This window comes from Ureibacillus chungkukjangi (genome assembly GCF_044795995.1).
GTDB lineage: Bacteria > Bacillota > Bacilli > Bacillales_A > Planococcaceae > Ureibacillus > Ureibacillus chungkukjangi.
In genome coordinates, this window is the sequence record NZ_CP085009.1 from 563,708 (window position 1) to 589,768 (window position 26,061).

The window sequence follows — 26,061 nt, forward strand, 5'->3', positions numbered from 1 at the left end:
TTAGTTTTCATACCTACATGAGAGTCAGTAATGATTATAAAAACACTATGAGATTTCATAATTTGAAATAATCGGCACTATAAAACATCGTACACTGGAGGGCATTTTATGATAATTAGAGATATGAAGTCTGTGGATATTGAAACGGTTAGGTTGATTGCGAGAGATGCTTGGAGGGCGACTTATAGTAGCTTTATTCCTGAAGAAATTCAGGATAAAGTTTTAGCAGAGGCTTACTCTAGTAAAGAGATGGCTAGTCGCTTTAAATCCTCTTTAAATTTGGTAGCAGAAGAAAATGGAGTGGTGATGGGTTATGCTTTTCTATATGTGAAATCCGATAACAAGCTATTTGTAGAATCTCTATATATTCACCCGAATTACCAAGGAAGAGGGATAGGGAAGAAACTATTACAATCGGCAATTTCCAATTTTCCGAACGCTACAACTGTCGCCTTAACAGTATATGAAGGTAATCCTAATATTTCGTTTTATGAAAAAGAAGGGTTTAAGAGAATCAAAGAAAACCAAGGGGGCTTCTTTGGCCATCCGGTGTCCTTCATTTTGATGGAAAAATCTACTAATTAAAATTTATTTAGGAACGGAGAGAGTATGTGAAAAAGAAATTAACCTTAAAAGAAATTCTCTCATTTTGTATAATCGCAATCGTAGCAATAGCTGCATCAAGCTATTTCATACTCTTCTTCAAACCCAAGAATTCACTTGAGCTATACCAGTCTATTTCCTTTGCAAAGGATTTTGAAGAGGCTCAAAAGCTAAGTTTAACGGGATATGAGAGGAATTTTAAAAAAGAGGATTTCGATTACATAAGTAAGCCTGAAACAGTAGCTAAAAGTGTGAACCAATTTACGCTGTTTGAGTTTGAAGACAGAACCTATCTCATTTTGACAAGTCCTGGAAAATCAAAACTTAAGGTTCTTGCTGTTGAAGAGCTGCCAGAAGAAATACGCAGCTATTTTCTAGAGTTCTCAGATTCAATTGACGAATAGGGGGGACAGAACAAAGTTCATCTCTTCAAATACGTCTGAGAAACTCACCTAAATTTTTCACATCAACGTTTTTCCTTTTAATAATCGCAAATGCTACGGCTAATAAAAATAGTACGAACCACGGAATAAAGCCTACATATTTCCAAGCATTGTTTGTTCCGAGAAAATAGTAAGACAATGGGATGCATGTAATGGTGCTAACAAGCAGGTAGCACCATGATAATTTGGCGATTCCCAGCATAAATGAAACGGCTGAAATAAATAATGAGATATAGATTAAAAATTCCATTTCGTACCTCCATATGGTTATTTTCTATAATATATCCATAATCCTTCATCAAGATAGGGGAAATCTAATATATGCACGGATTTTTTTCTCCTTAGTGGGTGTACAGTAAAGGTAGTAGCTTTAAGGTAATATATTCCTTGTACTTTAGTTTAATAAAGGTTATAATTGAAATGAGAACATACGTTCCTTGTTTGTCGAGAGAAGAAGAAAAAATTTTAATACAAGTGAGGTAAAATTAATATGAATTTTAGCGACATAGCTGAACGCTCCATACAATTAAGAAAAGCCTACCATCGTTTAGAAAGACAGTATCATGAAAGTGAATGGACAGTAGAAGAGGATGCTTTGGCATTCTTAACAGATGCTGGATTAGTAGGTCGTCTTACAATGTCACAACAAAAGCGTTGGCCAATTAGTGGCGGCAGTGAAACTAATCTTGAGCATAAAATCGGTGAATGCATGTGGTGGTTGATAGTTTTGGCTGAACGTATGGATATTGATAGTGGTGAAGCGTTGGAAAAATTTCTAACTAAAACTGAAGCAAAATTGAAAGAGTGAAAAAAATGCCAATAAACAAACCGTACGAAAAATCGCACGGCTCACTCCTTCAATGGTTTTAACGCATTTGATTCTTCAATATAAATGAAAGCATCGTAACGGCTACCTACCCGGGAAGGGACATAATTTCCATAGGCTTCAAATTCAGGGTTATAAACGACGCCAATTGCACGGTGACCAATCCAATCGTTGAAGATGTCGCGATTTTCATCATTAAAAAGCAGTACCTTATCTTCTGCACCAGCTGCATGGAGCTGTCCTTCCCACGTACTGAGTTTCGAAGGCGGTACATCAATAGCTTCTAAAGGATCGCCCCAGCTGTCAGCAGCAATAACTTTTCCTTGATAAGTTCCGAATCCAATGGCAAATGTGTTGTCCTTGCCATATTGCTCTCTCATAAGTTGGCCAACATTGATTAAGCCATCGTCCTTCATATCTGTTTCAGAAGCATCCCCAATGTGGGTGTTATGCTCCCAAATGATAATCTTGGCGTCTTCACCATGATACTTAATTAGTTCATTAATCGCCTCGACCATGTGAGAATCACGAGTATTCCACGATTTTGCATCCTGCATCATTGCACGATAATAGGCTTCTGCATTTTTGGCTACAAGCGCATTCATGATTACATTTAAATCCTCTTCGTGCTCTTCGGAATACTTTTCTTCATTGTTTCGTAAGGATTTAAGTAAACTGGAAACCTCGCTAATACATTCACCTGTAAAATGCGCGGTGGAAAGGGCATAGTGCTCAGGCATTCTGTTATAGGGCTCGAAGCAGGTGAAGGCTTTTTTAGCGTGCTCCAAATCAACTTTGTACTCAGGATTTTTCGATAAAAATTTCAGTACTTCATCAATAGATTCATAGAGGCTGTAGAGGTCAATTCCGTAAAAGCCTACCTTATTCTCTAATGCTTTATTTTTCTCCTTAAGCCATTCTGTAAACTCTTCGACCTCTTCATTTGCCCACATCCAGGTTGGCCAACGATTAAAAGATTTTATAAGGACTTCTTTAGCCGAGGCGCCTTCATCACCAAAGCCTTTTACATATTGGTTCACTGTTTGTACTGAAGGCCAATCTCCTTCAACTGCTATGACATGGAAACCTTTTTGCTCAATCAGCTTTTTAGAAAGCTCGGCTCGAGTTGTGTAAAACTCAGATGTCCCATGGGATGCTTCACCAATCATTACAATACGGGCATTTCCTATTGTCTCAATGATGTTGTCCAAGCTTTGGTCGTTCAAAGGGAGGGATTGCTCTTTAATAGCGTTAATCAGTTTTCTTGGCATCTTCTGTTCACTCCTTTCAATTTAGCTTACCCAAGCTGAAGCTTCAAAAACACTGAACTCATATTTTCTTTTGAGTCGATTTTGAAGGAATATGGACTTTGTAATTGAAATATAAAAGGTACGGAAAAAATACAATTAAAAAGAGAGATGATTGATTCGTGGATACTCAAATAACAACGAAACTTGAAATACGTAAATCTGCTGGCGAGGTTTTTGAGGCTATCGTTGATCCGATGAAAATCGGAAATTACTGGTTTTCATCGAGCTCGGAAAGATGGGAAGAAGGCAAGGCAATTACATTATGCTATGTTGAATACGAAGCAGAAGGCGTCATTAATATATTGGAAATAGAAGAGAACAAGAAAATCACTTTCTCATGGGGGGAAGAAGCAGGAGAAGGGACAATTGTGACCATAACATTAAATGAGGTAAATCCGGAAACTACAGTGATTGAAGTAAAAGAAACGGGACTTAAAGAAAGTGACCCAGAAGTAGTGAACAAAATGTTAGGACAAAAAGAAGGTTGGGTATATACATTAACTTGTTTAAAGGCTTATTTGGAAAACGAAATAACAGGTTTGAGAGCGTCATTAATTCATTAGTTCAACGTCATCAAATATACAGTTAGCTGATAAGTAAAGCCTGTTGCTTACACATATTTAGTTCTGATTTCCTATTTTAAAAATGGTTACCACCAATCTTAAACCTCCATACTATGTTAGAGGTGGAAAGATGACAATTATACGATTAGGCTATGTTGCCATGAGTATGGAACTTAAGAATGCTTCGCCTTCTAAAACGATGACCTTTACCAATTTTCAAAAAATTGATGATCGTGAAGCGGCAATTCGAAAATTAGAACAAATTGCACTAACGAATTTAGAGAACACGCTCAGGCTACTTAAGCATAATGTTTTTCATGAAATTCACTTTTATCGTTTAACTTCTCGTCTAATTCCGTTAGCTACTCATGAAGCATTACTTGATTGGGATTACATCACCCCAATTAAAGATAGGCTTCGAGAAGTAGGTGAATACGCAACAAATAAAGGGATACGAATAGATTTTCACCCCGACCATTTTGTTGTTCTGAACTCTGACAAAAAAGAAGTGTTTATTAATTCAGTTAAAAATTTGAAACTACACAAATCATTATTAAATGGTATGGGAATTAATCCTACTCATCGTTGTGTACTCCATGTTGGCGGAAGATATCAGGAAACAGAGAAATCGTTAGAGCGTTTTGTTGATAATTGGATGGATGTACCTAGGGGCATCCAAGAGATGATTATGCTTGAAAATGATGATAAATCATTTACGTTGGATGATACGCTGTATTTATGTGAGAAGCTAGGAATTCCACTTGTATTTGATTATCATCACCATCTTGCTCACCATTATAACGAACAATGGGAAGAGAATTGGGAGCGTGTTATAGCAACTTGGAAGTATTCACCTTTGCCCATCAAAATGCATATTTCTAGTCCTAAAAGTCTTGCTGAATTTCGACATCACTCAGATTATGTAGATGTTGATATGTTTTTTAGGTTTTTAAAAGAAATCAAAGGAACAGTTCCACAAATCGATTGTATGATTGAAGCAAAAAAGAAGGATGAAGCTCTATTTACTTTAATGAATGAAATAAAAAAACGTGACGATATTGAAGTAATTGATGGATCTACATTCAATATAAAGTAGATATAAATCCAATTAAAAAAGAATCCTCTAAATTTAGACGATTCTTTTCTAGGATGTTAACCTACTATTTTGGACTCCTTCACTTGAAGCTGTTTTGTCAAAACTAATGAGGTAATCAAAAGAATCTCCAATATATTCATGATTGGGAAGGTCTTCATCCATATCGCTAATAAACTACCTAATATCATAATAATGGTTCCGATTAATAGCCAAGGGAAGTGGAACTTTTTTAATAAAATGATACCGACAATGAGGAGTACTAGCGTAACGAAGATAACCATTACTGGACTAGTGGATTCAATACTCTCATAGTTTAAAACACCGTTTTCATGGTTAGCTTTTAATTCAAGATTCATAACAGAAGTAAGGAGTTCATAAAGAATTAACCCAATCGTTAGGAAACCGAAGATGACTTTCCAATGCGTCTTCTTAGCCCATGGTAAATCAAGTTTATTACAAATGCTCCAAGCAAAAAGAATGAGCGTTGGCGTAAAGAGGGCGTGTAACCAGAATCTTGGGTAGCTTAATCCTTTAAGTAGCTCTCCTTCGCCAATAAATTTGCCTAATGCAATAATTAAATTATCATAAACGAGTCCGACAATAACGAGTAAAAGTACGTTTGTTAAATTCCACAGGTTATTTTTTGAAAGGGCTAACCCCCAAATCAAAAGAACAAAATATCCGAAAGCTAAAAGGAAGTAAATAATTGTGTTCATAGAATCACTCCTATTTCTAGTGTTCCCTATTTACATGCAAATACAACGATTGAATGGAAAAATTACCAATATTGATTCTTGTTGGAGGGGGATTGAAGGGAGTGAATAGTGTAAGAAGTATAGAGCTATTGGGAGGGGATATATTTTGGGCTACATAATGGAGTTAAGAAAGTTAGTTGGAAGCAGGCCGCTAATAATGGTTGGAGCTTGTGTCATTTTATTAGATCAAGAAAATAGGATATTATTACAGCTTCGTCAGGATAATAAATGCTGGGGTTTAGCTGGAGGCTCATTAGAATTAGGGGAGACTTTGGAACAGGTAGCCAAAAGAGAATTGTTTGAAGAAACAGGTTTAGTTGCTAACGCACTTGAATTATTTAATATGTATTCAGGAGAACAGTTCTACTATAAATATCCTCACGGTGACGAGGTATACGGTGTTGTTGCAGCATATATATGCAAGGATTTTCATGGTGAATTAACAATCGATGAAAGTGAAGTCCAGGAATTGAAATTCTTTATTTTGAATGAACTCCCTCCTAATATAAGTCCGCCTGATTTACCGATTATAAATGATTACATACAGAATATTAATGAAAAGCATTGATTGCAGATGAATCAATGCTTTTTTAATTCTTATAGACAACATCTATTAGTTTATTGGACACTTTCACAAATTTATTGGACATTCTCGTTTTACCGGACACCTTCGCAAATTTACCAGACACATTGCCAATTCCAGTATCTAATCTATAAACTCCTCCTGCTCCAAACATTAAAATTTCAATTTATACCAAAAATTTGGAACTTTTTGTAATTTTAAACGTAATACAATTATGCCTGTACAGCTAATGTGTTATGAGGGGGAAGTTATAGTGAGAAAATGGTCTGGTTATTTGTGGAAGCTTGGTTGGCTTGTGGGGTTAATCATCTTGACAATCATTGTTTTTAATATTGAAAACCAAATTCAACGACATGTAGCTGACACTTTTGATGCTACGTATATGTATTGGTCGAAACCGATAATTGCTCTGCTTTATGGATTGTATATTTCACTTATTTTAGTTAGAAAATGGACGATTAATCTGAATCCATCACTCTTTTGGTGTGTATTCATTCCTAATATTGTCCTTGCTTTTGCCGTACCATTATGGAGTTTTGTACTAAAAATCGAGATACCGTCCAATAATTTAGCCATCACAATCTATACCTGGTTGAATCGAATGTACACTTCGAATCTATTTGGAATTATTGCCGGTAGTTCGTTAATTTTGAGCATTTTTAACGGCGCAACCAAATCTAGAGCTCATAAATGACAGGAAGGATTCACGCACTTAATGTGGAAGTTATTTAAGTACTGGCTTTCACGAGGAGGAATAAGTTTTGAAAATCATTGACACATTCTCGGCCTTCCCAGAAGAATTAAGCTTAGATCTGCTAAGGCAATATTACGCTAAGTACCCTCAAATATTTAACACCTATTTTTTATATCATTGCAAGGATACAGATGAGCGGTTAAACAAAGCCATTGAGAAATACGCTGATGATTGGGAGTCCATTGAAAAGGTACACCATTCTATCAAAGATTTAATAGAGGAAGTAGTAGGGCACTATAAAGAGAAATATCAAATAGAGTTCCCGGTCTCGGTCAATTTAATAATTGGCGCATATGGATCTAATGCTTATACACATCGAGAAATCATTCCCGATTTAACTTTTGCGATGGAGCGGCTTTCTTTTGAGGAAAATCCATTGCGGGTGATAATTGCACACGAATTTGGTCATGCAGCACATAACATAATTTCGGATGCCCATCAAATAGAGTGGAAAAATATACAATGGACGCATCCCTTTATCACGTTATTGCAAGAAGGAGCAGCTACCCATTTTTCAAGACAGATTATCCCTGATCTAAAGGAATCTATCTATTTCTCTTACGATAATGAGGGAGACGAATGGCTAGGATTTGCGAAGGCTAACCGAGAGAAAATTATAAGATGCTTTGCAAATGATATAGATAATGGAAAAACAAGTATAGAAATTTTTAAAGAATGGTTTTCCATCAATGGTGGCGTTACATTTGGTTATTCAAGACTTGCTTATTTTATAGCAGATTGTTTCTTTCAATACTCTATCAAGCAAACCAGTGAACTAGATACATTATTATTGTGGAAGAATGAGCGGTACTTCGAAGTTATTGATGAGTGGTTAAAAAGCTATAAAATTGCTGAAAACTAAGAGCTAATTTTAAGGAGGATTCTAATGAAGCTATACCAAGCAACAATTGAAGATTTAGTGGAAACAGCACATTTGTTTAACTTATATCGAATGTTTTACAAGCAGGAGTCAGACTTAGAAGGTGCTATGGCTTACATAAACGATCGTCTTAAATACAAGGATTCTGTCATATTTGTGGCTAAGGATGATGAAAAAATGCTCGGGTTTACGCAGCTGTATCCAACGTTTTCGTCAATTTCTATGAAAAGAGCATGGATTTTAAATGATCTATATGTCGAGGCAGAGGCAAGGGGGCAAGGTGTAGGTGAGAAGCTATTAAACAAAGCAAAGGAATTTTCCCTTGAAACAGGCGCAAAAAGCTTGAGTCTAAGTACAGCTGCAGACAATTTCACTGCTCAACGTTTATATGAAAAGCAGGGATATGAAAGGGATGGAGAATTCTATCATTATGAATTGGATTTAACGAAATAGCATTCAGAGACTACTAGAAAAACAAACTATTTACATATCGGAAAGGGAATAAGAATAATGACGATACTAAATGAAATGAAGTACCCTATTGATTATCGATTGATTTCTATTTTATAAGAAGGGTATTAGAGGTTCTATTGGTAACGACATGTGTTTCAACAATCGTTTATATAGCAGCTAAAAACCAATATATCTCGTATCTTTCGGCTGCGCCGGCTTTCTTATTTTCTCATGGGTTGGTCTTGGATCTACGCATTTTATCCTTCTTGTATTATCCATGACTATTCAAGCTGGCATCATTTTATTGATAAATCATCGTCAGCAAAAAGCGCGTACTACTAAACGAATGAAATTGAAATTAAATTGGGGAAGGGCGTTAATTCGGAATGAATTGACGTTCTTTTTGTTAATGCCTGATTTTACTACCTTCAATGCCAGCTGAAAGTATCCCGAGTGTGACTTATGCTAAAATAAAAGCACAAACTATTTAGTTAACGAGGGATTTCATGTACAAAATCATGTTGATAGAAGACGACGAAAAGATCAGAAGCATCGTCGCAGATACCTTAAAAAAGTGGCAGTATGATGTGGTGGAAGTGACGCAATTTGACAACATCCTATCAGAATTTGAGAAAACAGCGCCCCATCTTGTTTTATTAGATATTAATCTCCCTGTCTTTGATGGGTTTTACTGGTGCCAGCAAATACGTAATGTTTCGAAGGTGCCGATACTTTTCCTTTCGTCGAGAAATCAAAATATGGATGTCATCATGGCTATAAATATGGGTGGCGACGATTTCATCCAGAAGCCATTTGATTTAGGAATTCTGGTTGCTAAAATTAGTGCATTGCTGCGTCGAAAATATACCTATCAGGAGGATGCAAATGTTCGTTTCATCCATCGAGGCTTGAAGTTAAACGTCACGAATTCAACGATTGAGTATGAGGGTCAAATGACAGAGCTGAGCCGCAATGAATTTATCCTTTTACAGTTAATGATGCGGAACATAGGGAAAATCGTGTCGCGAGAGGATATGATGCAGGCTCTGTGGAATGAAGACCAATTTGTTGATGATAATACTTTAACGGTCAATGTGAATCGATTACGCAGAAAGATTGCCACTTTTGGTCTTGAGGATTTCATCGTTACTCGGAAGGGAATGGGGTATTTAATCGAATGAGTATCCTTCGTTTTCTTTCCTATGAAAAGCCGTATATCTACTTGTACTTTTTAGGGACCTTAATTCCATCTGCGGTATATAGTGCTGCTAATGATGATGGTTGGAAATGGGGAACCTTTTTCTATGCTTTCCTTCTTTCTTGCCTTCTACTAATAGGCTTCTTGTTATTACGCTACCAACAAAATGTACGTGTAATTCGGCAAATGAAGATTGATGACTACGAACCACTTTCACTAGAAGGGGACTTCGCCAAACAATATATCGATGAGTTGAAAAGAGAGCATATTCGTGCCAAGAATGAGATTTTGAATAAGCAAGAGGATCACTATGATTTTATCGTTTCTTGGTTTCATGAGATTAAGACACCAATTGCGGTTCTACGTCTCTTACAGCAAACGGATATGGATCGAGATAGCTTAAGAGAAGAAATTGGAAAGATAGAAAACTATGTCGATCAGGCTCTCTACTATGCGAAGCTGGATAGCTTTAATCAGGATTATGATATTCATAATTGTGACGTTATCCAGATTGCAAAAGAGCTTATTAAATCCCATTCAAAAACCTTTTTTGCTAAAAAAATTCGAATTCAACTGAAGGCTGAATCTCTAAAGGTTCAAAGTGATGCAAAATGGCTGCAATTTATACTCAATCAATTACTAACAAATAGCTTAAAGTATACCGGTAATGGTGGAGAGATTACGATAACAGTAAATGAAACCGCCAAGGAGAAGCAGCTACTAATAAGAGATAATGGAATCGGGATTAGCCAGAAGGACCTCCCACGAATTTTTAACCGTGGATTTACTGGAGAAATCGGGCGCACTCATTCCAAGTCAACGGGGATGGGACTATATTTAGCGCAAGCTTTATCGAACAAAATCGGAGCTTTTATCACTTGTACATCTGAGATGGGCTCCTACACAGAATTCACAATTCACTTTCCGAAAAATCATGATCCATATTTAATAAGACAAAAAACACGCGATGAGTAGTCATCGCGTGTTCTTTTCGTTGATAATTTTGTAGTAAATCGATGCTGATGAAATATAAAAGATAAAATACGTTAAAACATATAAGCCCATGACAGAGAAAATAATAGTCGTGAGGGAAGGTAAATCCTGTATTACTTGAATTACCGTATAGTATAAAAGGAACCAGCTATGGGCCAATCCAAGCAGTAATGGTGGTAAGAATACGAACAGTAATTGTTTACGGATTATCTTTTTTAGCTCTTTGTCTTCAACACCCATTTTTCGTAGAATGGCATAATGTTCTTTTTCTTCTGTTGCTTCTCGGAGCTGTTTGAAGTAAATAACACTTCCTAAAGCAAACAAGGCAATGACTGCAAAAAAGGCAACAGAGAACAGAACTAATGAGGATGATTCTGTATTTGTTGAATATTCATCTACATAAGCTGAATAATAAGCTCCCTCAGTTCCAGTTATAATCTTGTGTATTTTACGAGATTCTTCATTAGATGTATTCGGATCCTCGATTTGATAGACTTCATAAGAGGAAAGAACATTATTTTCCTTTAAAGAATCAAATACCTCGTCTGAAATAACAAGTACAGACGGTTGAGGCCCTGTATCTCCTCCAGGATTCGTCGGAATACTTAACAATGGATAACGTATTTTTTCCGTTACCTCAAATTCTTGATTTTCTAAAACTGTAATTGTAAGGTCCGAATATTTAGTAGGATCATCAATGCCTCTTGTTAATAGAATCGACTCGTTTTCCTGCATATTTACTTTATCGCCTACTCCACGTAAATCCACAATCGCATTTAGTTGAGATTCAGGGAAAAGGTAAAACTCCTCTGTGTAATATTCAGGATAACTATAGAAGGGTGTTCTATCTGTAAATTTTTCTGTTTGAATACCAGTAATCGTTTCATGTGCAAGAATCGGATGGGCATCATTCATTATCTCTTCAACTTCTGTAAGAGCATTTTCATTTGGTGTTGAAAAAACAAAATGATTAGGGAATTCTTTTTTTACGACATCAGCTTTCACAGCGTAGTCTACCGCGATAAAACCAACCCCGAAAATAACCACTGCACTAATGAGTGAATTGAACGTAAAGTTGATAGTATTTCCTCGAATCGAAAAACGAAGGGAGGAAATCCACAGCATTTTGTTGCCAAATAAGTAATTTTTCCTTTCGCTCATTTTTTGCAATAGCCAACCTGAAAACTGGCGGAAAAATAAATACGTTCCGATAATCAATGCCGCAGTTGTTGCGATTAAAACTAGATTAAAATGCTCTGACCATAACTCTGTGTGTCCAGATAGAGTGATTGTATAATAGGACCCTGCAATTAACAGGATTGAAAGAATCGCTAGGATAAATGAAAATTTAAACGGCTTGTCCATTTTCTCCTTTGCATGAAATAATTCAACTAGCTGTACACGACGAACATTAAAATAGCTTTGAATCGTAATAATCACAATTAATAAAACGAATATCAGGATAGTTGAAAGAATTGCCTTCAGTGGAAAAGCAAATGAAATGTCGTCATTGTAGTGCATTAAATTCATTAAAACCATTCCGAAAAATTTAGAAAGTAGTCCACCGATTAAGATACCACCGGCAACAGCAAATGCACTCAAGAATAATGTTTCAAAGAATACCATCGTAGCAACTTGACGTTCCTTCATTCCATAAAGTAAATACATACCAAATTCTTTTTTTCTTTGCTTCATGAAAAAAGAGTTTGCATACAAGATGAAGAAAACAATAAATAGAAAAACGATAATAGAAGCAATTAAAATAACCGTTTGGTAGTTTTCTTTATTTTGAATCGCTGCTACAACATCCTTGTTATACATTAACCCTGAAAAGGTGAAGTAAATCACTACTCCAACAAGCATGGAGATAAAGTAAATCGTATATAAACGGAAGTTCCGTTTCATATTTCGCCAAGATAAATCAATCAAGCTCAACGTCTTTCACCACCTAGGGCACTTTGGATCGTTAGGATGTGGTCAAAGAATTCTTTTTCAGATTGCTCTCCCTTGAACATCTCATTCACAATTTTTCCATCACGAAGGAATACAACACGACGGCAATAGCTTGCTGCATATGGGTCATGAGTAATCATTAATACTGTAGTCTTAAACAGATTATTTAAGAATTGGATTTGCTCGAGTAATTGTGTAGCAGAGCGGGAATCAAGAGCACCTGTTGGTTCATCTGCAAAGACAATCGCTGGATTGGTGATAATCGCTCTTGCTGCTGCAGTCCTTTGCTTTTGCCCTCCAGAAATTTCAGAAGGATATTTGTTTAAAATGTCTTCAATATTTAACGCTTCAACTAGTCTCCCTAGTCTTTCTTCCATCTCAGCAACAGGTGTTTTTTGCAATGAAAGAGGTAATAAAATATTCTCTTTCACCGTCAAGGTATCAAGCAGGTTGTAGTCCTGAAAAACGAAGCCCATTCGCTTTTGACGAAATTCTCGTAAAGATTTCTTTTTCATATCTAAAAGTGAATTTCCTTCAATCCATACTTCGCCACCGGTAAAGCTATCAATTGTGGAGAGAGTATTCATCAAGGTTGTTTTCCCTGAGCCGGAAGGACCCATAATCGCAGTGAATTCACCTTGTTCAATTGTTAAATCGATACTTTTTAAGACCTCAGTTTCACCATAAGCCTTGGATAAATTTTTTGTTTGTATAATTGTAGTCATTTGCTTCGTCCTCCTTCGCCTTTATTTACTATATATACTAATCTGCCCATCAACCAGTGATGTAAGAGCATGTAAAGTGACATTTTTGTCATGTTGAGGATGCTTGTGCAGGACTAGTGAATTTTTTGTTGAATATATATCGAAGCAAGAAAAGAGCAGATTCGAAAAAGGAGGTATGTTCGTTGCTAAATCGTGTCGTTGAACAATTTGGTTTGCAGTTTTCTTCTATGAGTGAGGTGGAGGATTCTCATAGCTCCACAGTCTATAAAATTACTTTACTGAATGGTCAAAATCTCTTTTTAAAAATACCTTACACAAGATTGAAGTATCAGCGAGAGCTTGAAGCGTACGAAATATTAAAAGGGCGAGTTGCCATTCCTGAATTACTAGATTATTGGTCTGGGGATGAAGAGTGTCCCGGTGCCTTGTTATTGTCTGAGCTAAAGGGGAAGCCACTAACAACTGATGTATCACCAGCTGCTTCGTATCAAGTTGGCGTTCTTCAAGCTACGATGCATACAATCGAGCCGCCAGCTGGAAAAGAGTTAACGGGTATACAAAACGAATTTTTAAACTGGTCTCAGTTTATAGAAAAGCAATTTTATAGCTTTGCTGAGGATGTAAAAGAGGTAGTAGATGAGGGGATTTACAAGCAATCCATAAAGAAATATGAAGAGATGAAGCAGCAAATTCCAGCTCCAGATGGTCCAAGCTTTGTACATATGGATTTTAGACCAGCCAATATTATTGTTGATGGTGATAAGGTTGCAGGCATGATTGATTTTGAGAGTGTCCGATTTGGCTCCACAGAAATCGACTTCACTAAGTTGTATCGTGATTTTTTAAGCTTTGACCCGTCTCTGTATCAAGCCTTTAAGGAAGGCTATCAAACAATCAGGCCACTCATCGATTTAGATGTCGTCTTGCCATTTTATTTATTCACTGACGCCTTCAACAGTGTAGGATGGTGCAAACGCCGCGGGATAGAAAAGAATGCAGTATTTCTAGAGGAGAATTTAGAGAGGTTAAAGGAATTTTTATGATCGTTCGTGAAGAAATTTCAAGACTAAAAGTACGGCTTAAGGAATCAAAAATAGATGATGTGGATTTAATGCTTGAGGCTATGTTAAAGCATATTGGCTCTGGTGATGCAGAGTTAAGAGATGCTCTCATTTATCCAACATTTATGAAGATGATTGATGAAGAATTACTAACTCCTAAACAAGTTCATTATCTCTTTGACTCTTGTCTAGATGACAATCATTTATTTTATAAGATTGGTGAGGAAAACACAGACTCGGTCTTTACAAGATCGTTTTCCGCTTTAGTTCTGGTGGGACTCCTTTATAAAGATAGGGACCTAAAGCTATTAACCGATGAAAAATTTAGATATGTATTGAGTAGGAGTGTAGCTTACTTAGAAAGTGAACTAGATACAAGAGGTTTTGTAGAAGTGAAAGGGTGGGCTCATAGCATAGCTCACGGTGCTGACTTATTAGTTGCAGTAGTGAAGCACCCCAACTTTAAAATAGATGAATCTAAAAGGATTTTAAAGGCAATCCAAAACTGCTTACTAAAGAACGCTACATATATTAATGAAGAAGATGAACGGCTAGTTTTCATCATCGAGGCATTATTTGAAAAGAATGTGGATGAAAGTATATTGCTGCAATGGATTCATGAAATTTTAAATGATCTTGAAGCGATTTACTCTAACGAAGGCTTCTCAAATCGATATTTTCGAACTAAGTTTAACATAACCAACTTCCTAAAATCTTTGTATTTTATAATCGGCTTTAAAAACGAGCATTCGAGTATTCGAGAATTGATTAATAGAGAGTTAAAGCAGCTCCACCATAAGATGTATGGTTAAATAGAATAAAACCTTTGAGAGAACCCCTCCTTCAATCTATCCAAGACTGAAGGAGGGGTTCTTTTATAATGAAAAATATTATTTTCCATTAATATAGTTATTGTGTTTTTAGTCTAGTAGGAATATAATCTGGAATTGTACGAGAGAGAAAATTTTGTTATAAAATGTCGAATATGAAGAAGAACTAATAAAAGTGATGAGGATGTTTCTAAATGAAATCCAATATTAAATCTTTATTTACCCAGCAATCTATAAAGAAAAAGCTTCTTACTGTTTCTATTTTACTATTAACGATTCCGTTGATTATCCTAGGACTCTTCAGCTATCAGAAGAGTAGTAGTAGTTTAAGTGAATTGGGTGAAACGAATCTAAAAAATAGTGTTGAATATACCATTGAATTGATGAACGTTCTAAACGAACAAGTTGAAAATGGTGACCTTTCACTAGATGAAGCGAAGGAAAAAGTGAAGGTAGCTATCCTTGGTGAGATGCAGGCAGATAACACAAGACCGATAAACAAAAACCTGGACCTAGGTGAAAATGGATATGTATTTATCTCTGATAACGAGGGAAATATGATTGCTCATCCAAACAGTGAAGGAACAAATCTTTGGGATAAGCAGGATGTTAATGGCAACAATTATGCGCAGGAATTCATCGAAAATGGTTTGAATGGTGGAGGCTTTACCTATTACCATTTCCCGCTTCCAGGTAACCAAGAGCAGGTTGAAGAAAAAGTAACGTACTCAAAAGCCTTCCCTAAGTGGGGCTGGGTAGTTGTTGCAGGTACTTATATTGTTGATTTTAACCAGCCAGCAAATGAAATACTTCAGTTAAACCTGATTATCATCGGAGTTACTTTAGTAATTGGCATTCTCATTATTTGGTTTTTTGCAAATCACGTATCAAGACCTATAAAGAAAGTGACAGAACAAATGGCCTATATCGCTGACGGGGATTTAACTCTAAGTGAACTCGAGATTACATCTAAGGATGAGACTGGCCAGCTGGCAAACGGCTTAAATAGCCTGCAAATGAAGTTAAAAGAGATGATCCAAAATATTTCTCAGGCCTCACAGCTGATTACTGGGCACAGTGAGGAACTAACACAATCAGCAAATGAAGTAAAAGAAGGTGCAGAGCAAGTTGCAAGAACAATGGAGGAAATTGCTTCAGGCACTGAATCTCAGGCAAGTCACGCATCAGATCTTTCTTCTTCAATGGGGACGTATGTGGAAAAGGTAGAAGAAGCAAACGAAAATGGTGAACGAATCCATCAGACATCTAACGAAGTATTACAGCTAACAGAAGGCGGTTCACAGTTAATGCTGCAATCAATTGAGCAAATGACGAATATTGACCGAATTGTTCATAGCTCTGTGCAAAAAGTAAAGCAATTAGATGTGCAAACAAACGAAATCACACAGTTAGTTACTGTAATAAGAGAAGTAGCTGAACAGACAAATCTATTAGCTCTGAATGCAGCAATAGAGGCAGCACGTGCTGGAGAGCATGGACGTGGCTTTGCAGTGGTGGCAGAGGAAGTAAAAAAGCTTGCTGAACAAGTCGCAAGATCCGTATCGGATATCACGCAAATCGTTGGAAGAATACAAACAGATTCTTCAGAGGTGGCAAACGCTTTACAAACGGGCTATACAGAAGTTGAAAAGGGCGCATCACAGCTGAAAACAACAGGCGAGACATTTGAAAAAATTAGTGACTCTGTCAAAGTGATGGTAGAAAGAATCCAAACGGTTAGCGATAGCTTAATCAGCATTAAATCCACTAGCCAAGAGATGAATTCATCAATCGAGGAGATTGCTTCAATTTCAGAAGAATCAGCTGCAGGTGTCGAGCAAACATCCGCTTCAACACAACAAACTAGCAGCGCAATGGAAGAAGTTGCAGCTAGTTCAGAAGAGCTTGCAAAATTAGCGATGGAATTAAACAGCCTAATACAACAATTCAAGCTATCTTAATTTAAATAATTTATAAGGATACTATGGCTCGTATTTACAGCTGTAGTATCCTTTTTACTTGAATAGCTGGCTTAAGGCTTCCCAACAAAATAACTAATATGTTGAATGCGAATGTGATAGTGCTCTTCACCGATTGTAAGCTGTATATGATCGATTGCTACTCCTGAAAGTGTTCCTTCCAAAGTATCATTTAATGTTACGACACGAATGGATTTTCCTACATTCATAAGTAAATGGTCAAAGAAAACGGGTTCTGTAGCCACTGTATAAGTAGGCGATAACTGCTGCATGACTTGAGGGAAATGATTAGAATACTTATATTGACCAGGGGGTACCGCTAAATTGTGATTCTGATTACGTGGACTATGCATAATGGTATTCACTCCTTTGTTTGCTTACTAGTTTATGAGAGGAGTTTTGGGAAGGTACCTTTTACAAGGATATTCAGTTTAGATTATGATAAGGCTTAATGAAGAAGTTATTTATAGTAGCATGGGAGAAGAAAATGATGAGGAACAACATAAATCTTAACAATCAACAGTATGTAGAGGAGCTTAAAAAGCTGTATTCCGAGCATATTGATCCGGTCTATGCTAGTTGGTCGGAAAATTATATGAGAAATCAATTTGACTTTTTAGGGATTCGCACACCTATACGTAGAAAGCTAACAAAACAGTTTTTAAAGGAGTTTGGTAGCCCGTCAAAAGAAAATCTGCCAGATGTAATTTTTGCATTATGGGAGCTTCCAGAAAGAGAGTATCAAAAAGCAGCTCTCGATATACTTTCACAAGTAAAAAAGACGCTCATTCCTGAGGATATGGAATGGTTAAGCTCTTTAATAGAGAACAAATCTTGGTGGGATACAGTGGATGAGCTGTCTCCACAAATAATGGGGCATATGTTTAAAGCTTATCCAGAGCTACTTTCGCAATATGCAGATTGCTGGATTAAGGATGAGAACTTTTGGCTACAAAGAACGGCCATACTCTATCAATTGAAATATAAGAAGGGAACAGATGAAGACCGACTGTTTCAATATATTCTCTATAGAGCAGATAGTAAGGAGTTTTTTATTCAAAAAGCGATTGGATGGGCATTGAGAGAATACGCAAAAACGAACCCCTTATTAGTTAAAGAGTTTGTTGCCTCAAACGATTTAAAGCCGCTTAGTAAACGTGAAGCGTTGAAGAACTTATAAATTGTAAAATCCACAAATTTACTATTTAAAAGGGTCAAAGAGAGTAAGTGAAAAATGAGATGTTTCTAATATAAAGAAACATCTCACACAATAATTATTCTTTGAATTTTAGCAGTCTGATTGAGTTTAAAATAACGATTAATGCAGCACCTGTATCACTTAATACGGCCATCCAAAGTGTAAGGTATCCAGGGAAAATTAATACTAGTGCCACAACTTTTATAAAAATGGAGAACCAAATATTTTGTTTAATAATCCTTAATGCTTTTTTACTTAATTTCATAGTATGAGGAAGCTTTTCTAAATTATCAGCCATCAATACAATGTCTGCTGTCTCCATTGCTGTATCTGTACCTGCACCACCCATAGCGATACCTAAATCTGCTGTCGCGAGTGCAGGAGCATCATTGATACCGTCCCCAACCATTGCCACCTTATGGCCTTCATTTTGTAATTTCTTGATGGCATCTACTTTATCCTCTGGTAATAATTCTGCGAAATATCTATTAACATTTGCTTCTGAAGAAATTAGCTTAGCTGTTCCTTCATTATCCCCTGTTAACATGACGGTTTGCTTAACGCCATTTTGTATTAAATTTTGTAATGCAGAAGCTGAGGTTTCACGTATTGTATCAGAAACTGCAATAATTCCTATGACTTTATTTTGTGTTCCAATTATTACGACAGATTTTCCTTTAGTTTGTAGCTCTTGAACATGTTTTTTTATATCTGCTAATGAAATAGGTAGCATTTCAAATAACTTTGGATTACCAGCATAGTAAATTTCATCCTGAATGGTAGCTTGAACGCCTTTACCTACAATGTTTTTGAATGAATCTCCATTGTATCGCTTTATCCCATTTCGATTTGCATAGTCAACGATCGCACTTGCAATAGGATGTGTGGAGTATTCTTCCAGAGTAAATGCAATTGATAATAACTCTTCTTCTGACCCATTTACCGATTTTATTTCAGTTACTTTAGGCTTTCCTTCAGTTAAAGTACCAGTTTTGTCGAATGCAATGGCAGTTATGGTACCAGCTTTTTCTAAAAATGTACCGCCCTTTATTAAGACACCATTTTTTGCAGCGTTACCTATCGCTGACACAATAGCAACTGGAGTAGAAATAACTAAAGCACAAGGACAAGCAACAACAAGTAATTCTAATCCTTTATAAAACCATTCTCCCCATGTTCCAAAGCCAAGTAGGGGAGGTAGTACCATAATGCCCAATGCTAAGATAAAGACAATTGGAGTATATATGCTAGCGAATTTATCGACAAACGCTTCTGTGGGTGCTTTTTGTTCTTGAGCTTCTTCAACAAGGTTAATAATTTTTGAAATCGTTGTATCTTCAACTAACTTAGTAACCTTGATATCAATTGAACCGTGCTCATTGATTGTACCTGCATAGACAGAATCGTCAATCGTTTTATCCACAGGAATGGATTCTCCAGTGATTGGCGCCTGATTAATACTTGTTTCTCCAAGAATGATTACCCCATCTAGAGGAATCTTTTCACCCGGTTTAACAACGATTGTCTCACCAACATTTATTTCTTCAACTGGTTTTTTAATAATTTCAGTGCCAATCTTAACCCATGCTTCAGGAGGTGCCAGATCCATCAGATTACGTATGGAATCCCTTGTGCGTTCGATTGATTTATTTTGAAGGTAAGTACCGACTGCGAATAACCAAACGACAGTTGCACCTTCTAACCATTCTCCAATTAGAGCAGCACCAATTGCTGCAGCTGACATAAGTACATTCATATCAAGTGATCGACTTTTGATTGCATAGAATGCACTCTTAGCTGGTTTATAACCACTCATCACTATAGCAATAGCATAGAGAATTGTGGAAAGCATTGGAAAAATATTAATCAATGATCCAACAAAACCAAATGCAATTAATACTCCAGAAAAAATGACTAAATTAAACTCTTTTCTAGGTTTTTGTAGAGATTGATTAGAATGCTTCTTAGCCAGTAAGGAAGCTTTATAACCGATCTTGGAGACTTCTGAGATAATATCATCCACACTACTATCATGTTCAATTTTCATTTTTCCAGTAGAGAAATTGACACTAACATTTTTAACGGAGGGGAGGGTATTTAAATGATTTTCAATACTCTTGGCACAACTACCACAGTCCATTCCTTCGATGTTATATGTTTTCAGTTTTTTATTCTGAGTTATAGGGTTAGCGGAATATCCAAGTTTTTGAATCTCCGTTTCAATGGGTATCAGCGCATTAGTGTTACTTGCAACTACTTGCATTTTGCCTGAACTGAAATTTACCTTTACTTCTATGATATCTTTCAGTCTACTTAAACCTTTTTCAATTGTTACTGCACATGATGAACAATCCATTCCATTCACTCGATATGTCACATTTTCAACTGAAGAGATTGAATTCGTAAATGTATTGATTGGTGCTTGTTCTTTACTACTACAGCAACTGGTTTCTTCTTCTGATTCTTTCTTTGAGTTACTACTGCTGCAACCGCTTGAGTTTTCTCCATCTAAAGTGGATATCGAATTATTTCCTGAATTTTTGTTTTCGGAACAGCAACTTGATTTCTCAGACTTTACAGTAGAAGTACAGCAGCTATTTTCAATAGGTTTAACTTCTATATTTGAACTACAACATTTTTCTGCCAATGAATTGTCCTCCCTAATCTATGTGACGATCACAGCAAGCAACGTCGTTTTCTACATCTTCTAGTACTACATCAAACATAGATAATAAATCTCGTATATGCTGATTTCGCAAACTATAATACATGTATCTGCCTTCATTTCTACCGACAATAATTCCACAGCCTTTTAAACACGCAAGATGCTGTGAAATGTTCGATTGACTTCCTTTTATTTCTTCAACAATTTGATTAACAGTTTTTTCTTCTTCTTTAATACATTCCAGAATTTGAATTCTTGTTTTATTAGAAAAACCGTGAATTAGTTTCATCTTCATATCAAAATTGGATGTTTGATTTTGCATGGTTTGACTCCTTTCATATTAGCTGAAACTAATATGTTTTCATACTATCATATTAGTATTTACTAATATGTGTGTCAACAATTTAGTGAAAATCAAACATTTTTGATTTTATCGAACATGAGAGAGGAGAGGTAAATAGTGGGATTGAAAATGGAAAGCTGGTTGAGTAAAGCAAATCCATATCTATCAATAATGTGATTTTTAAGAGAAAGAAAACGGCCATGTTATACTGTGAAAAGTATTCATCGTGTATTAATAACCTGAGGAAAAGTATTTTCTACATGATTTAAAAACCTCATAAGTTAGGGAGGGTTAAGAAGTGAAAATCACTAGGGTAAATTTAGAAAATCAGCAGATTTGGATCTATGTATTTTCTATAATTCTTGGCTTAATAATAGGTCTATCAAATGAGAAAATAGGAGCCAGTTTAGAGTGGGCTATCTCACCACTTATTGCCGTGCTCATGTATGGAATGTTCGCTCAAATTCCATTCTTAAAACTACGAGAAGCAATGACAAATCTTAGATTCATGTCAGCATTACTAATCGGAAATTTTATAGCCGTACCTATCATTGTTTGGATTTTGACCATGATATTTCCTCAGTCTACACCTGTATTACTGGGTGTTTATCTAGTTTTGCTAACTCCCTGTATAGATTATGTAATTGTCTTTACGCAATTAGGTAAGGGAAATGAGAAACTAATGCTAGCTTTTACACCAATTTTGTTCGCCCTGCAAATGATTTTGCTGCCACTATACCTGTGGTTATTTATAGGGAAAGATATGGTGGGAATCGTTCATATAGAGCCATTTTTAGAAGCATTTCTATTATTAATAGTTGTACCATTAATAGTGGCTGTGATTACGCAATTGTGGGCTAAAAAGAAGGCAATAGGAGATAGAGTTTTAGAGTATACAGCATGGCTGCCAGTGCCGTTTATGGCATTAGTATTAATAGCTGTAGTCGCGTCACAAATTGGTAAGGTATATAGTGACTTTGATGTAATTGTACGCGTAATTCCTATATATATTTTGTTTTTAGTCATTACTCCCATAGTTTCTCGAGTTATCGTAATGACCTTCAAACTGGATGTTGATGCAGGCAGAGCGCTAATTTTTAGTACTGGGACAAGGAACTCCCTTGTTGTTCTTCCATTGGCATTAGCTTTACCCGAGTCTTGGGCAACGATAGCAGCTGCTGTAATTGTAACGCAAACGATAATGGAGTTAATTGGAGAGCTGATCTATATAAAGGCAGTCCCTAATTTGATATTGAAAGCAAAATAAGGTAGTAAAATATTTGACATGTGGCATATTTTAGATTGAAGTCGCCGGTCGTGAAGTAATGATTACGCTAACCATCTAGTCATGATTTGCAGGAAATTTTTATGTGGTAGCCGAATTTAATAAAAAGTAAATACAGCTAGTTTTAGAGGCTAAACAAATAACATTTGATAGGTACTGAAGTATTTGAAAGTAGGCGAATATATGATTCCATTAGTATATGACCAGGTTAATAGATGGGCAAAAGATGATGAATTCTTTATGGCATTGTTAAAGAAGTTAAATGTTAAAAAAATAGCCGACTTGGGTTGTGGCACAGGAAGATTGACAAAGCACTTTGCTAAAGCAGGCTATCACATTATAGCTATTGACCCGAATGAAGAAGCAATTGCGTATGCGAAAAACAAGGAGTATCCGGGTGAAGTGACATGGATTGTTGGTGATAGCTCAAATTTACAAGCAAATGAATTTGACGCCGTTATCATGACAGCGAATGTTGCCCAAGTCTTTCTAACTGATGAAAGCTGGCAGCAGGTCATATTAGATGTCTATGGAGCTTTAGAACCGGGGGGTCATTTTATTTTTGACACACGAAACCCAGCAGCAAAAGTATGGGAAGAGTGGGAAAAGGATAAAACACCTGATTTTGCAACTGATCAGGCGAGCGGCGAATCGCTTGAGATTTGGACTGAATACGAGGGGTTCGTAGATGATGTTTATACGTTCTATGAAACTGTGAAAAAAGTACATACAGGTGAAGTAGTCATTCGCGAAAAAATGCAGCTAAAGTTTCGGACGCAAGAGACCATTTATGAATCCTTACAAAAAGTAGGCTTTTCACAAATCAAAGTCTATGGAGATTGGGAGTTTGAACAAGCTACTTTAGAAAATAAATCATTTGTTTTTCACAGTGTCAAATAAGGTTCGAGGAAAATAAATTGTTATAAGCCAGAAAATGCATTTCGTAAGATTCACCGATTGGGCGCGATTTTAAAGTAAATTGCGTTCATTCTTTATTTAAAATCAAAAGTAATTATCAATAACAGGAAATTTTCCGCTTAATTAGAAAATAAGGTGAATAATGATAAAAATAAAAGGAGAAATTCCGCTTATCCTCTCAAAAAACATGAAAATTGGGGATTTTCCTTTGAATAAGCGGAAAATCTTCCCTTATTTAGCCTCATTCCAGCTCAATTCTGCAAATAACCGAAAAATCTCCGCTTATTTTACTCCTAGAAAGATGCTTAATTTAGGATACGAATGCATTTAAAAAAAGTAATGTAAGAGGAAAAGGACTTCAGAAATATTCTAACGAACTGGTTACAATTTGAGAGTTCAACTAAAAAGTAAAGTGTCACTAGGAGGAGAACTATGTTTTACTATGAAATCGTGTGCAGTAGTTGTAGAAGAACATTCAGACTAAGTGAGGGTACGCTAAAATATAAACTATTCAAGGAGCGAACAAATAAGATTTTTCGTTGCGAAGCATGCGAATCTAAAATCCGCATGGATGCAATAAAAAACTTCTTTAAATAGTTTTTGGGAGAAATGAGCGAAGAAAATATAACAATGAAAATTGAGAAATATTTACGGAGTATTTCTTAAAGGATACAATCAACCAAAATCCAGTACATATAAGACTTTCTCGTTGAGTAGTAGTGTTCTTATTGGTTTATGGTAAAATAATACATATAAAAAAAGTGCAATATTACCGAGGGATTGGGGGTTGAGACATGGAAGAAAAGAAAAGGGGAAAAAGACAGTTAATAATAATCGGGATTATGATTTTTTTGATGGTAGCGTCCTTTGTTGCCATGTTCCAAGGTTATTATCGAACTGCGTTTGTTTTCTTTGGAATTTTAGTGGCGATTATGAGCTTCATAGGTACACGAGCATCAATCGATAATAGAGTGTACCTTCATACAAAAAATTATAAGAATAATAACAGGTGGTAATGATACTGAAAGGTTCCTTATGGCGCAATTCTTGAAATGAATTGTGCCTTTTTCTGTAACGGGCGAGCGTTGGATTTTACAGTTTATTGATAATTGATGTAAGTAAAAATGAAAAGGGGTATTTTTTTGACTTATTTTCAGAACAGAATAAAACATATTGCTACGGTACTAATAGGTTGGATGGCCGGGATGGTTATGGGCTATTTCCTTTGGGGAGAATTTAAATATATTTATAACGTTTATTACGTTCTATGCAATTGCAGAATTTATTTATTTTCTATTCTCTAACGTGAAAAAACTTAGTCATAATTAAATCTAAAAAAGCTGAAAGTGCAGGAGAGATATGATTGCACTTTGAGAAGAGGGGAGATAGTTATGATACAAGCTTTAGCCTATTTTGAAGGAAATGAGTATAAACAAGCTTTTAAGCGGATGAAACAATTAGTTGAACAGGAGCGTTCAGTTGAAAATCTACACAATTTAGCATGGCTCTATTTAAATGAAGAAGAAGATTTAAATATGGGACAAAAATTAGCCGAAGAAGCTGTGGAATTAGGGCCTAATCATCATTTTCCTCACGCGCTACTTGCTGAAATTTACTTAAGGAAAAACGATTTACCTCGTGCGGAAGTACACTTACATAAAGTATTAGAGAAACATCGTATTCCATCCATTATTCATAATCTTGGTGTACTGTATGCCAAGAAAAGACAATGGACAGAGGCGGCTAATTATTTTCAAGAAAGTGCTAAAATGTCAAGTTACATCCAAATAATGGAAATTCATTGTCGTATTCAAGCAAATGATATAAAAGCTAAGGACATATTACTTCAATGGGATGAAAGTCAGGATGATTTTATCGGGTGGAGTGAAGCTGCTGATTTATGGATTGAGCTGGGTGAGTTCACAAACGCTAAAGAAGGTTTTGAAAAAGAATGGGGTATAACTTTTCCATCCCCTTATATAGTGAAACGTTATAGTTACGTGTTGTATCGATTAGGAAAAGAAGAAGAACTTATGAAAATCCAAAAGCATACATTGGCTAATATTGAGCAAGAGGTGGAAGAGGTACAAAAAGAAATTGACTGGTCAGAAGAAGATAAAAATGAACAAATCCAAAAATTAGAGGAATGGCGCGAGGAAGTAACAGGCCTGCTCAAGAACCTGAAAAAAGGCTATGTACCACCATATGAAATCGATATTTACGTTGAAGGAGGCTGCTATTTATTCGGTTGTAGCCAACATAATCATCCGTTTTATAGAGGGGATTCTAAAAAAAGAGTTTAAAAGACTTGTAGAATCAGCAAATAGCGCGAAAATGAAGATCTGGAAGTGCGCTCTAAACGATTGACGTTCAGGTAAGTGCCCTATCAGTAAAATAACAGGAAAATTTCCGCTTAATTAGAAAATAAGGTGAAAAATATCAAAAATAGAAGGAGAAATTCCGTCTATTGCCTTAAAAAACGTGAAAATTGGGGATTTTTCTTTGTTTAACCGAAAAATCTTCGCTTATATTAATCTAGCTAATTACTTGGAACACTGAGGTGGGAGGCTGTCTTTCTGGAATAAATATGCTCTTATCTTGCTGAACTAATTATGGAGAAAACTATTGCCGAAACAACATGGAAAAC

General features: G+C 36.0%; 27 protein-coding genes. 19 read left to right on the forward strand and 8 right to left on the reverse strand.

Features of this window, described 5'->3' with window-relative positions; all coding sequences use genetic code 11:
• Positions 1-108 precede the first annotated feature (108 nt).
• A complete protein-coding gene (locus LG296_RS02855) occupies positions 109-585 on the forward strand; it encodes a GNAT family N-acetyltransferase (RefSeq protein WP_107931786.1) in 477 nt (158 codons plus the stop codon).
• Between the two features lie 26 nt (positions 586-611).
• Entirely contained in the window at positions 612-1,007 is a 396-nt protein-coding gene (locus tag LG296_RS02860; protein WP_107931788.1) for a hypothetical protein, read from the forward strand.
• A 25-nt stretch (positions 1,008-1,032) separates the two neighbouring features.
• On the opposite strand, the gene LG296_RS02865 is transcribed toward LG296_RS02860, so the two are convergent.
• Positions 1,033-1,296 (reverse strand): hypothetical protein, encoded by a 264-nt coding sequence (locus LG296_RS02865; protein WP_107931790.1) that lies wholly within the window; start codon positions 1,294-1,296, stop codon positions 1,033-1,035.
• 240 nt (positions 1,297-1,536) lie between these two features.
• Between LG296_RS02865 and LG296_RS02870 the strand changes: the two genes are divergently transcribed.
• Positions 1,537-1,854: a MazG-like protein gene (locus tag LG296_RS02870; RefSeq protein WP_107931792.1), complete on the forward strand. Its 318-nt coding sequence runs from the start codon at positions 1,537-1,539 to the stop codon at positions 1,852-1,854.
• A 41-nt stretch (positions 1,855-1,895) separates the two neighbouring features.
• Here the strand turns inward: LG296_RS02870 and LG296_RS02875 are convergent, their stop codons facing one another.
• Positions 1,896-3,143 carry an erythromycin esterase family protein gene (locus LG296_RS02875; protein WP_107931794.1) on the reverse strand — a complete coding sequence of 416 codons (1,248 nt, stop codon included), beginning with the start codon at positions 3,141-3,143 and terminating at the stop codon, positions 1,896-1,898.
• Between the two features lie 158 nt (positions 3,144-3,301).
• Between LG296_RS02875 and LG296_RS02880 the strand changes: the two genes are divergently transcribed.
• Both LG296_RS02880 and uvsE read left to right on the forward strand, forming a co-directional pair.
• Positions 3,302-3,745: an SRPBCC domain-containing protein gene (locus tag LG296_RS02880; RefSeq protein ID WP_107931796.1), complete on the forward strand. Its 444-nt coding sequence runs from the start codon at positions 3,302-3,304 to the stop codon at positions 3,743-3,745.
• Positions 3,746-3,875: 130 nt separating this feature from the next.
• Positions 3,876-4,841: a UV DNA damage repair endonuclease UvsE gene (gene uvsE, locus LG296_RS02885; protein ID WP_107931798.1), complete on the forward strand. Its 966-nt coding sequence runs from the start codon at positions 3,876-3,878 to the stop codon at positions 4,839-4,841.
• Between the two features lie 56 nt (positions 4,842-4,897).
• Here uvsE and LG296_RS02890 read toward each other — a convergent pair whose 3' ends face one another.
• Entirely contained in the window at positions 4,898-5,557 is a 660-nt protein-coding gene (locus LG296_RS02890) for a hypothetical protein (RefSeq protein ID WP_107931800.1), read from the reverse strand.
• 145 nt (positions 5,558-5,702) lie between these two features.
• On the opposite strand from LG296_RS02890, the gene LG296_RS02895 reads away from it, so the two are divergent.
• The 6 genes from LG296_RS02895 (at position 5,703) to LG296_RS02920 (ending at position 10,439) form a co-directional block, all read left to right on the forward strand.
• Positions 5,703-6,164: an NUDIX hydrolase gene (locus LG296_RS02895; RefSeq protein ID WP_107931802.1), complete on the forward strand. Its 462-nt coding sequence runs from the start codon at positions 5,703-5,705 to the stop codon at positions 6,162-6,164.
• Between the two features lie 268 nt (positions 6,165-6,432).
• Positions 6,433-6,873 carry a hypothetical protein gene (locus LG296_RS02900; RefSeq protein ID WP_107931804.1) on the forward strand — a complete coding sequence of 147 codons (441 nt, stop codon included), beginning with the start codon at positions 6,433-6,435 and terminating at the stop codon, positions 6,871-6,873.
• Positions 6,874-6,940: 67 nt separating this feature from the next.
• Positions 6,941-7,795, forward strand: a complete 855-nt coding sequence (locus LG296_RS02905) for a hypothetical protein (RefSeq protein WP_107931806.1) — start codon at positions 6,941-6,943, stop codon at positions 7,793-7,795.
• Between the two features lie 24 nt (positions 7,796-7,819).
• On the forward strand, positions 7,820-8,266 hold the full coding sequence (locus tag LG296_RS02910; RefSeq protein WP_107931808.1) for a GNAT family N-acetyltransferase: 447 nt from the start codon (positions 7,820-7,822) through the stop codon (positions 8,264-8,266).
• Between the two features lie 506 nt (positions 8,267-8,772).
• Positions 8,773-9,447: a response regulator transcription factor gene (locus tag LG296_RS02915; RefSeq protein ID WP_107931810.1), complete on the forward strand. Its 675-nt coding sequence runs from the start codon at positions 8,773-8,775 to the stop codon at positions 9,445-9,447.
• Entirely contained in the window at positions 9,444-10,439 is a 996-nt protein-coding gene (locus LG296_RS02920) for a HAMP domain-containing sensor histidine kinase (protein ID WP_107931812.1), read from the forward strand. The genes LG296_RS02915 and LG296_RS02920 overlap by 4 nt, the downstream gene beginning before the upstream one ends.
• Here LG296_RS02920 and LG296_RS02925 read toward each other — a convergent pair whose 3' ends face one another.
• Complete coding sequence (locus LG296_RS02925) at positions 10,440-12,392, reverse strand: ABC transporter permease (RefSeq protein ID WP_202973766.1); 1,953 nt, start codon at positions 12,390-12,392, stop codon at positions 10,440-10,442. It abuts the gene before it with no gap.
• A complete protein-coding gene (locus LG296_RS02930) occupies positions 12,389-13,135 on the reverse strand; it encodes an ABC transporter ATP-binding protein (RefSeq protein WP_107931814.1) in 747 nt (248 codons plus the stop codon). The genes LG296_RS02925 and LG296_RS02930 overlap by 4 nt, the downstream gene beginning before the upstream one ends.
• A 182-nt stretch (positions 13,136-13,317) precedes the next feature.
• On the opposite strand from LG296_RS02930, the gene LG296_RS02935 reads away from it, so the two are divergent.
• The 3 genes from LG296_RS02935 (at position 13,318) to LG296_RS02945 (ending at position 16,987) form a co-directional block, all read left to right on the forward strand.
• Positions 13,318-14,178 (forward strand): phosphotransferase family protein, encoded by an 861-nt coding sequence (locus LG296_RS02935; RefSeq protein WP_107931816.1) that lies wholly within the window; start codon positions 13,318-13,320, stop codon positions 14,176-14,178.
• The gene (locus LG296_RS02940) at positions 14,175-15,008 is read left to right on the forward strand and encodes a DUF2785 domain-containing protein (RefSeq protein ID WP_181417936.1); all 834 of its coding nucleotides are present in this window, start codon (positions 14,175-14,177) and stop codon (positions 15,006-15,008) included. The genes LG296_RS02935 and LG296_RS02940 overlap by 4 nt, the downstream gene beginning before the upstream one ends.
• Before the next feature lie 212 nt (positions 15,009-15,220).
• A complete protein-coding gene (locus LG296_RS02945) occupies positions 15,221-16,987 on the forward strand; it encodes a methyl-accepting chemotaxis protein (RefSeq protein WP_107931820.1) in 1,767 nt (588 codons plus the stop codon).
• A gap of 71 nt (positions 16,988-17,058) precedes the next feature.
• On the opposite strand, the gene LG296_RS02950 is transcribed toward LG296_RS02945, so the two are convergent.
• On the reverse strand, positions 17,059-17,358 hold the full coding sequence (locus LG296_RS02950; RefSeq protein ID WP_107931822.1) for a DUF2642 domain-containing protein: 300 nt from the start codon (positions 17,356-17,358) through the stop codon (positions 17,059-17,061).
• A 137-nt stretch (positions 17,359-17,495) separates the two neighbouring features.
• Between LG296_RS02950 and LG296_RS02955 the strand changes: the two genes are divergently transcribed.
• Positions 17,496-18,185 carry a DNA alkylation repair protein gene (locus LG296_RS02955; protein ID WP_107931824.1) on the forward strand — a complete coding sequence of 230 codons (690 nt, stop codon included), beginning with the start codon at positions 17,496-17,498 and terminating at the stop codon, positions 18,183-18,185.
• Between the two features lie 94 nt (positions 18,186-18,279).
• Here the strand turns inward: LG296_RS02955 and LG296_RS02960 are convergent, their stop codons facing one another.
• On the reverse strand, positions 18,280-20,808 hold the full coding sequence (locus LG296_RS02960) for a heavy metal translocating P-type ATPase (protein WP_107932001.1): 2,529 nt from the start codon (positions 20,806-20,808) through the stop codon (positions 18,280-18,282).
• A 55-nt stretch (positions 20,809-20,863) separates the two neighbouring features.
• Positions 20,864-21,190 carry a metalloregulator ArsR/SmtB family transcription factor gene (locus tag LG296_RS02965; protein ID WP_107931826.1) on the reverse strand — a complete coding sequence of 109 codons (327 nt, stop codon included), beginning with the start codon at positions 21,188-21,190 and terminating at the stop codon, positions 20,864-20,866.
• Positions 21,191-21,509: 319 nt separating this feature from the next.
• On the opposite strand from LG296_RS02965, the gene LG296_RS02970 reads away from it, so the two are divergent.
• The 4 genes from LG296_RS02970 to LG296_RS02985 all read left to right on the forward strand — a co-directional run bounded on the left by LG296_RS02970 (position 21,510) and on the right by LG296_RS02985 (position 25,717).
• Entirely contained in the window at positions 21,510-22,478 is a 969-nt protein-coding gene (locus tag LG296_RS02970) for an arsenic resistance protein (protein ID WP_107931828.1), read from the forward strand.
• A gap of 201 nt (positions 22,479-22,679) precedes the next feature.
• The gene (locus LG296_RS02975) at positions 22,680-23,396 is read left to right on the forward strand and encodes a class I SAM-dependent methyltransferase (RefSeq protein WP_107931830.1); all 717 of its coding nucleotides are present in this window, start codon (positions 22,680-22,682) and stop codon (positions 23,394-23,396) included.
• Between the two features lie 812 nt (positions 23,397-24,208).
• Positions 24,209-24,430 carry a hypothetical protein gene (locus LG296_RS02980; RefSeq protein ID WP_107931834.1) on the forward strand — a complete coding sequence of 74 codons (222 nt, stop codon included), beginning with the start codon at positions 24,209-24,211 and terminating at the stop codon, positions 24,428-24,430.
• Between the two features lie 375 nt (positions 24,431-24,805).
• Entirely contained in the window at positions 24,806-25,717 is a 912-nt protein-coding gene (locus LG296_RS02985; protein ID WP_107931836.1) for a lipopolysaccharide assembly protein LapB, read from the forward strand.
• Positions 25,718-26,061 lie beyond the last annotated feature (344 nt).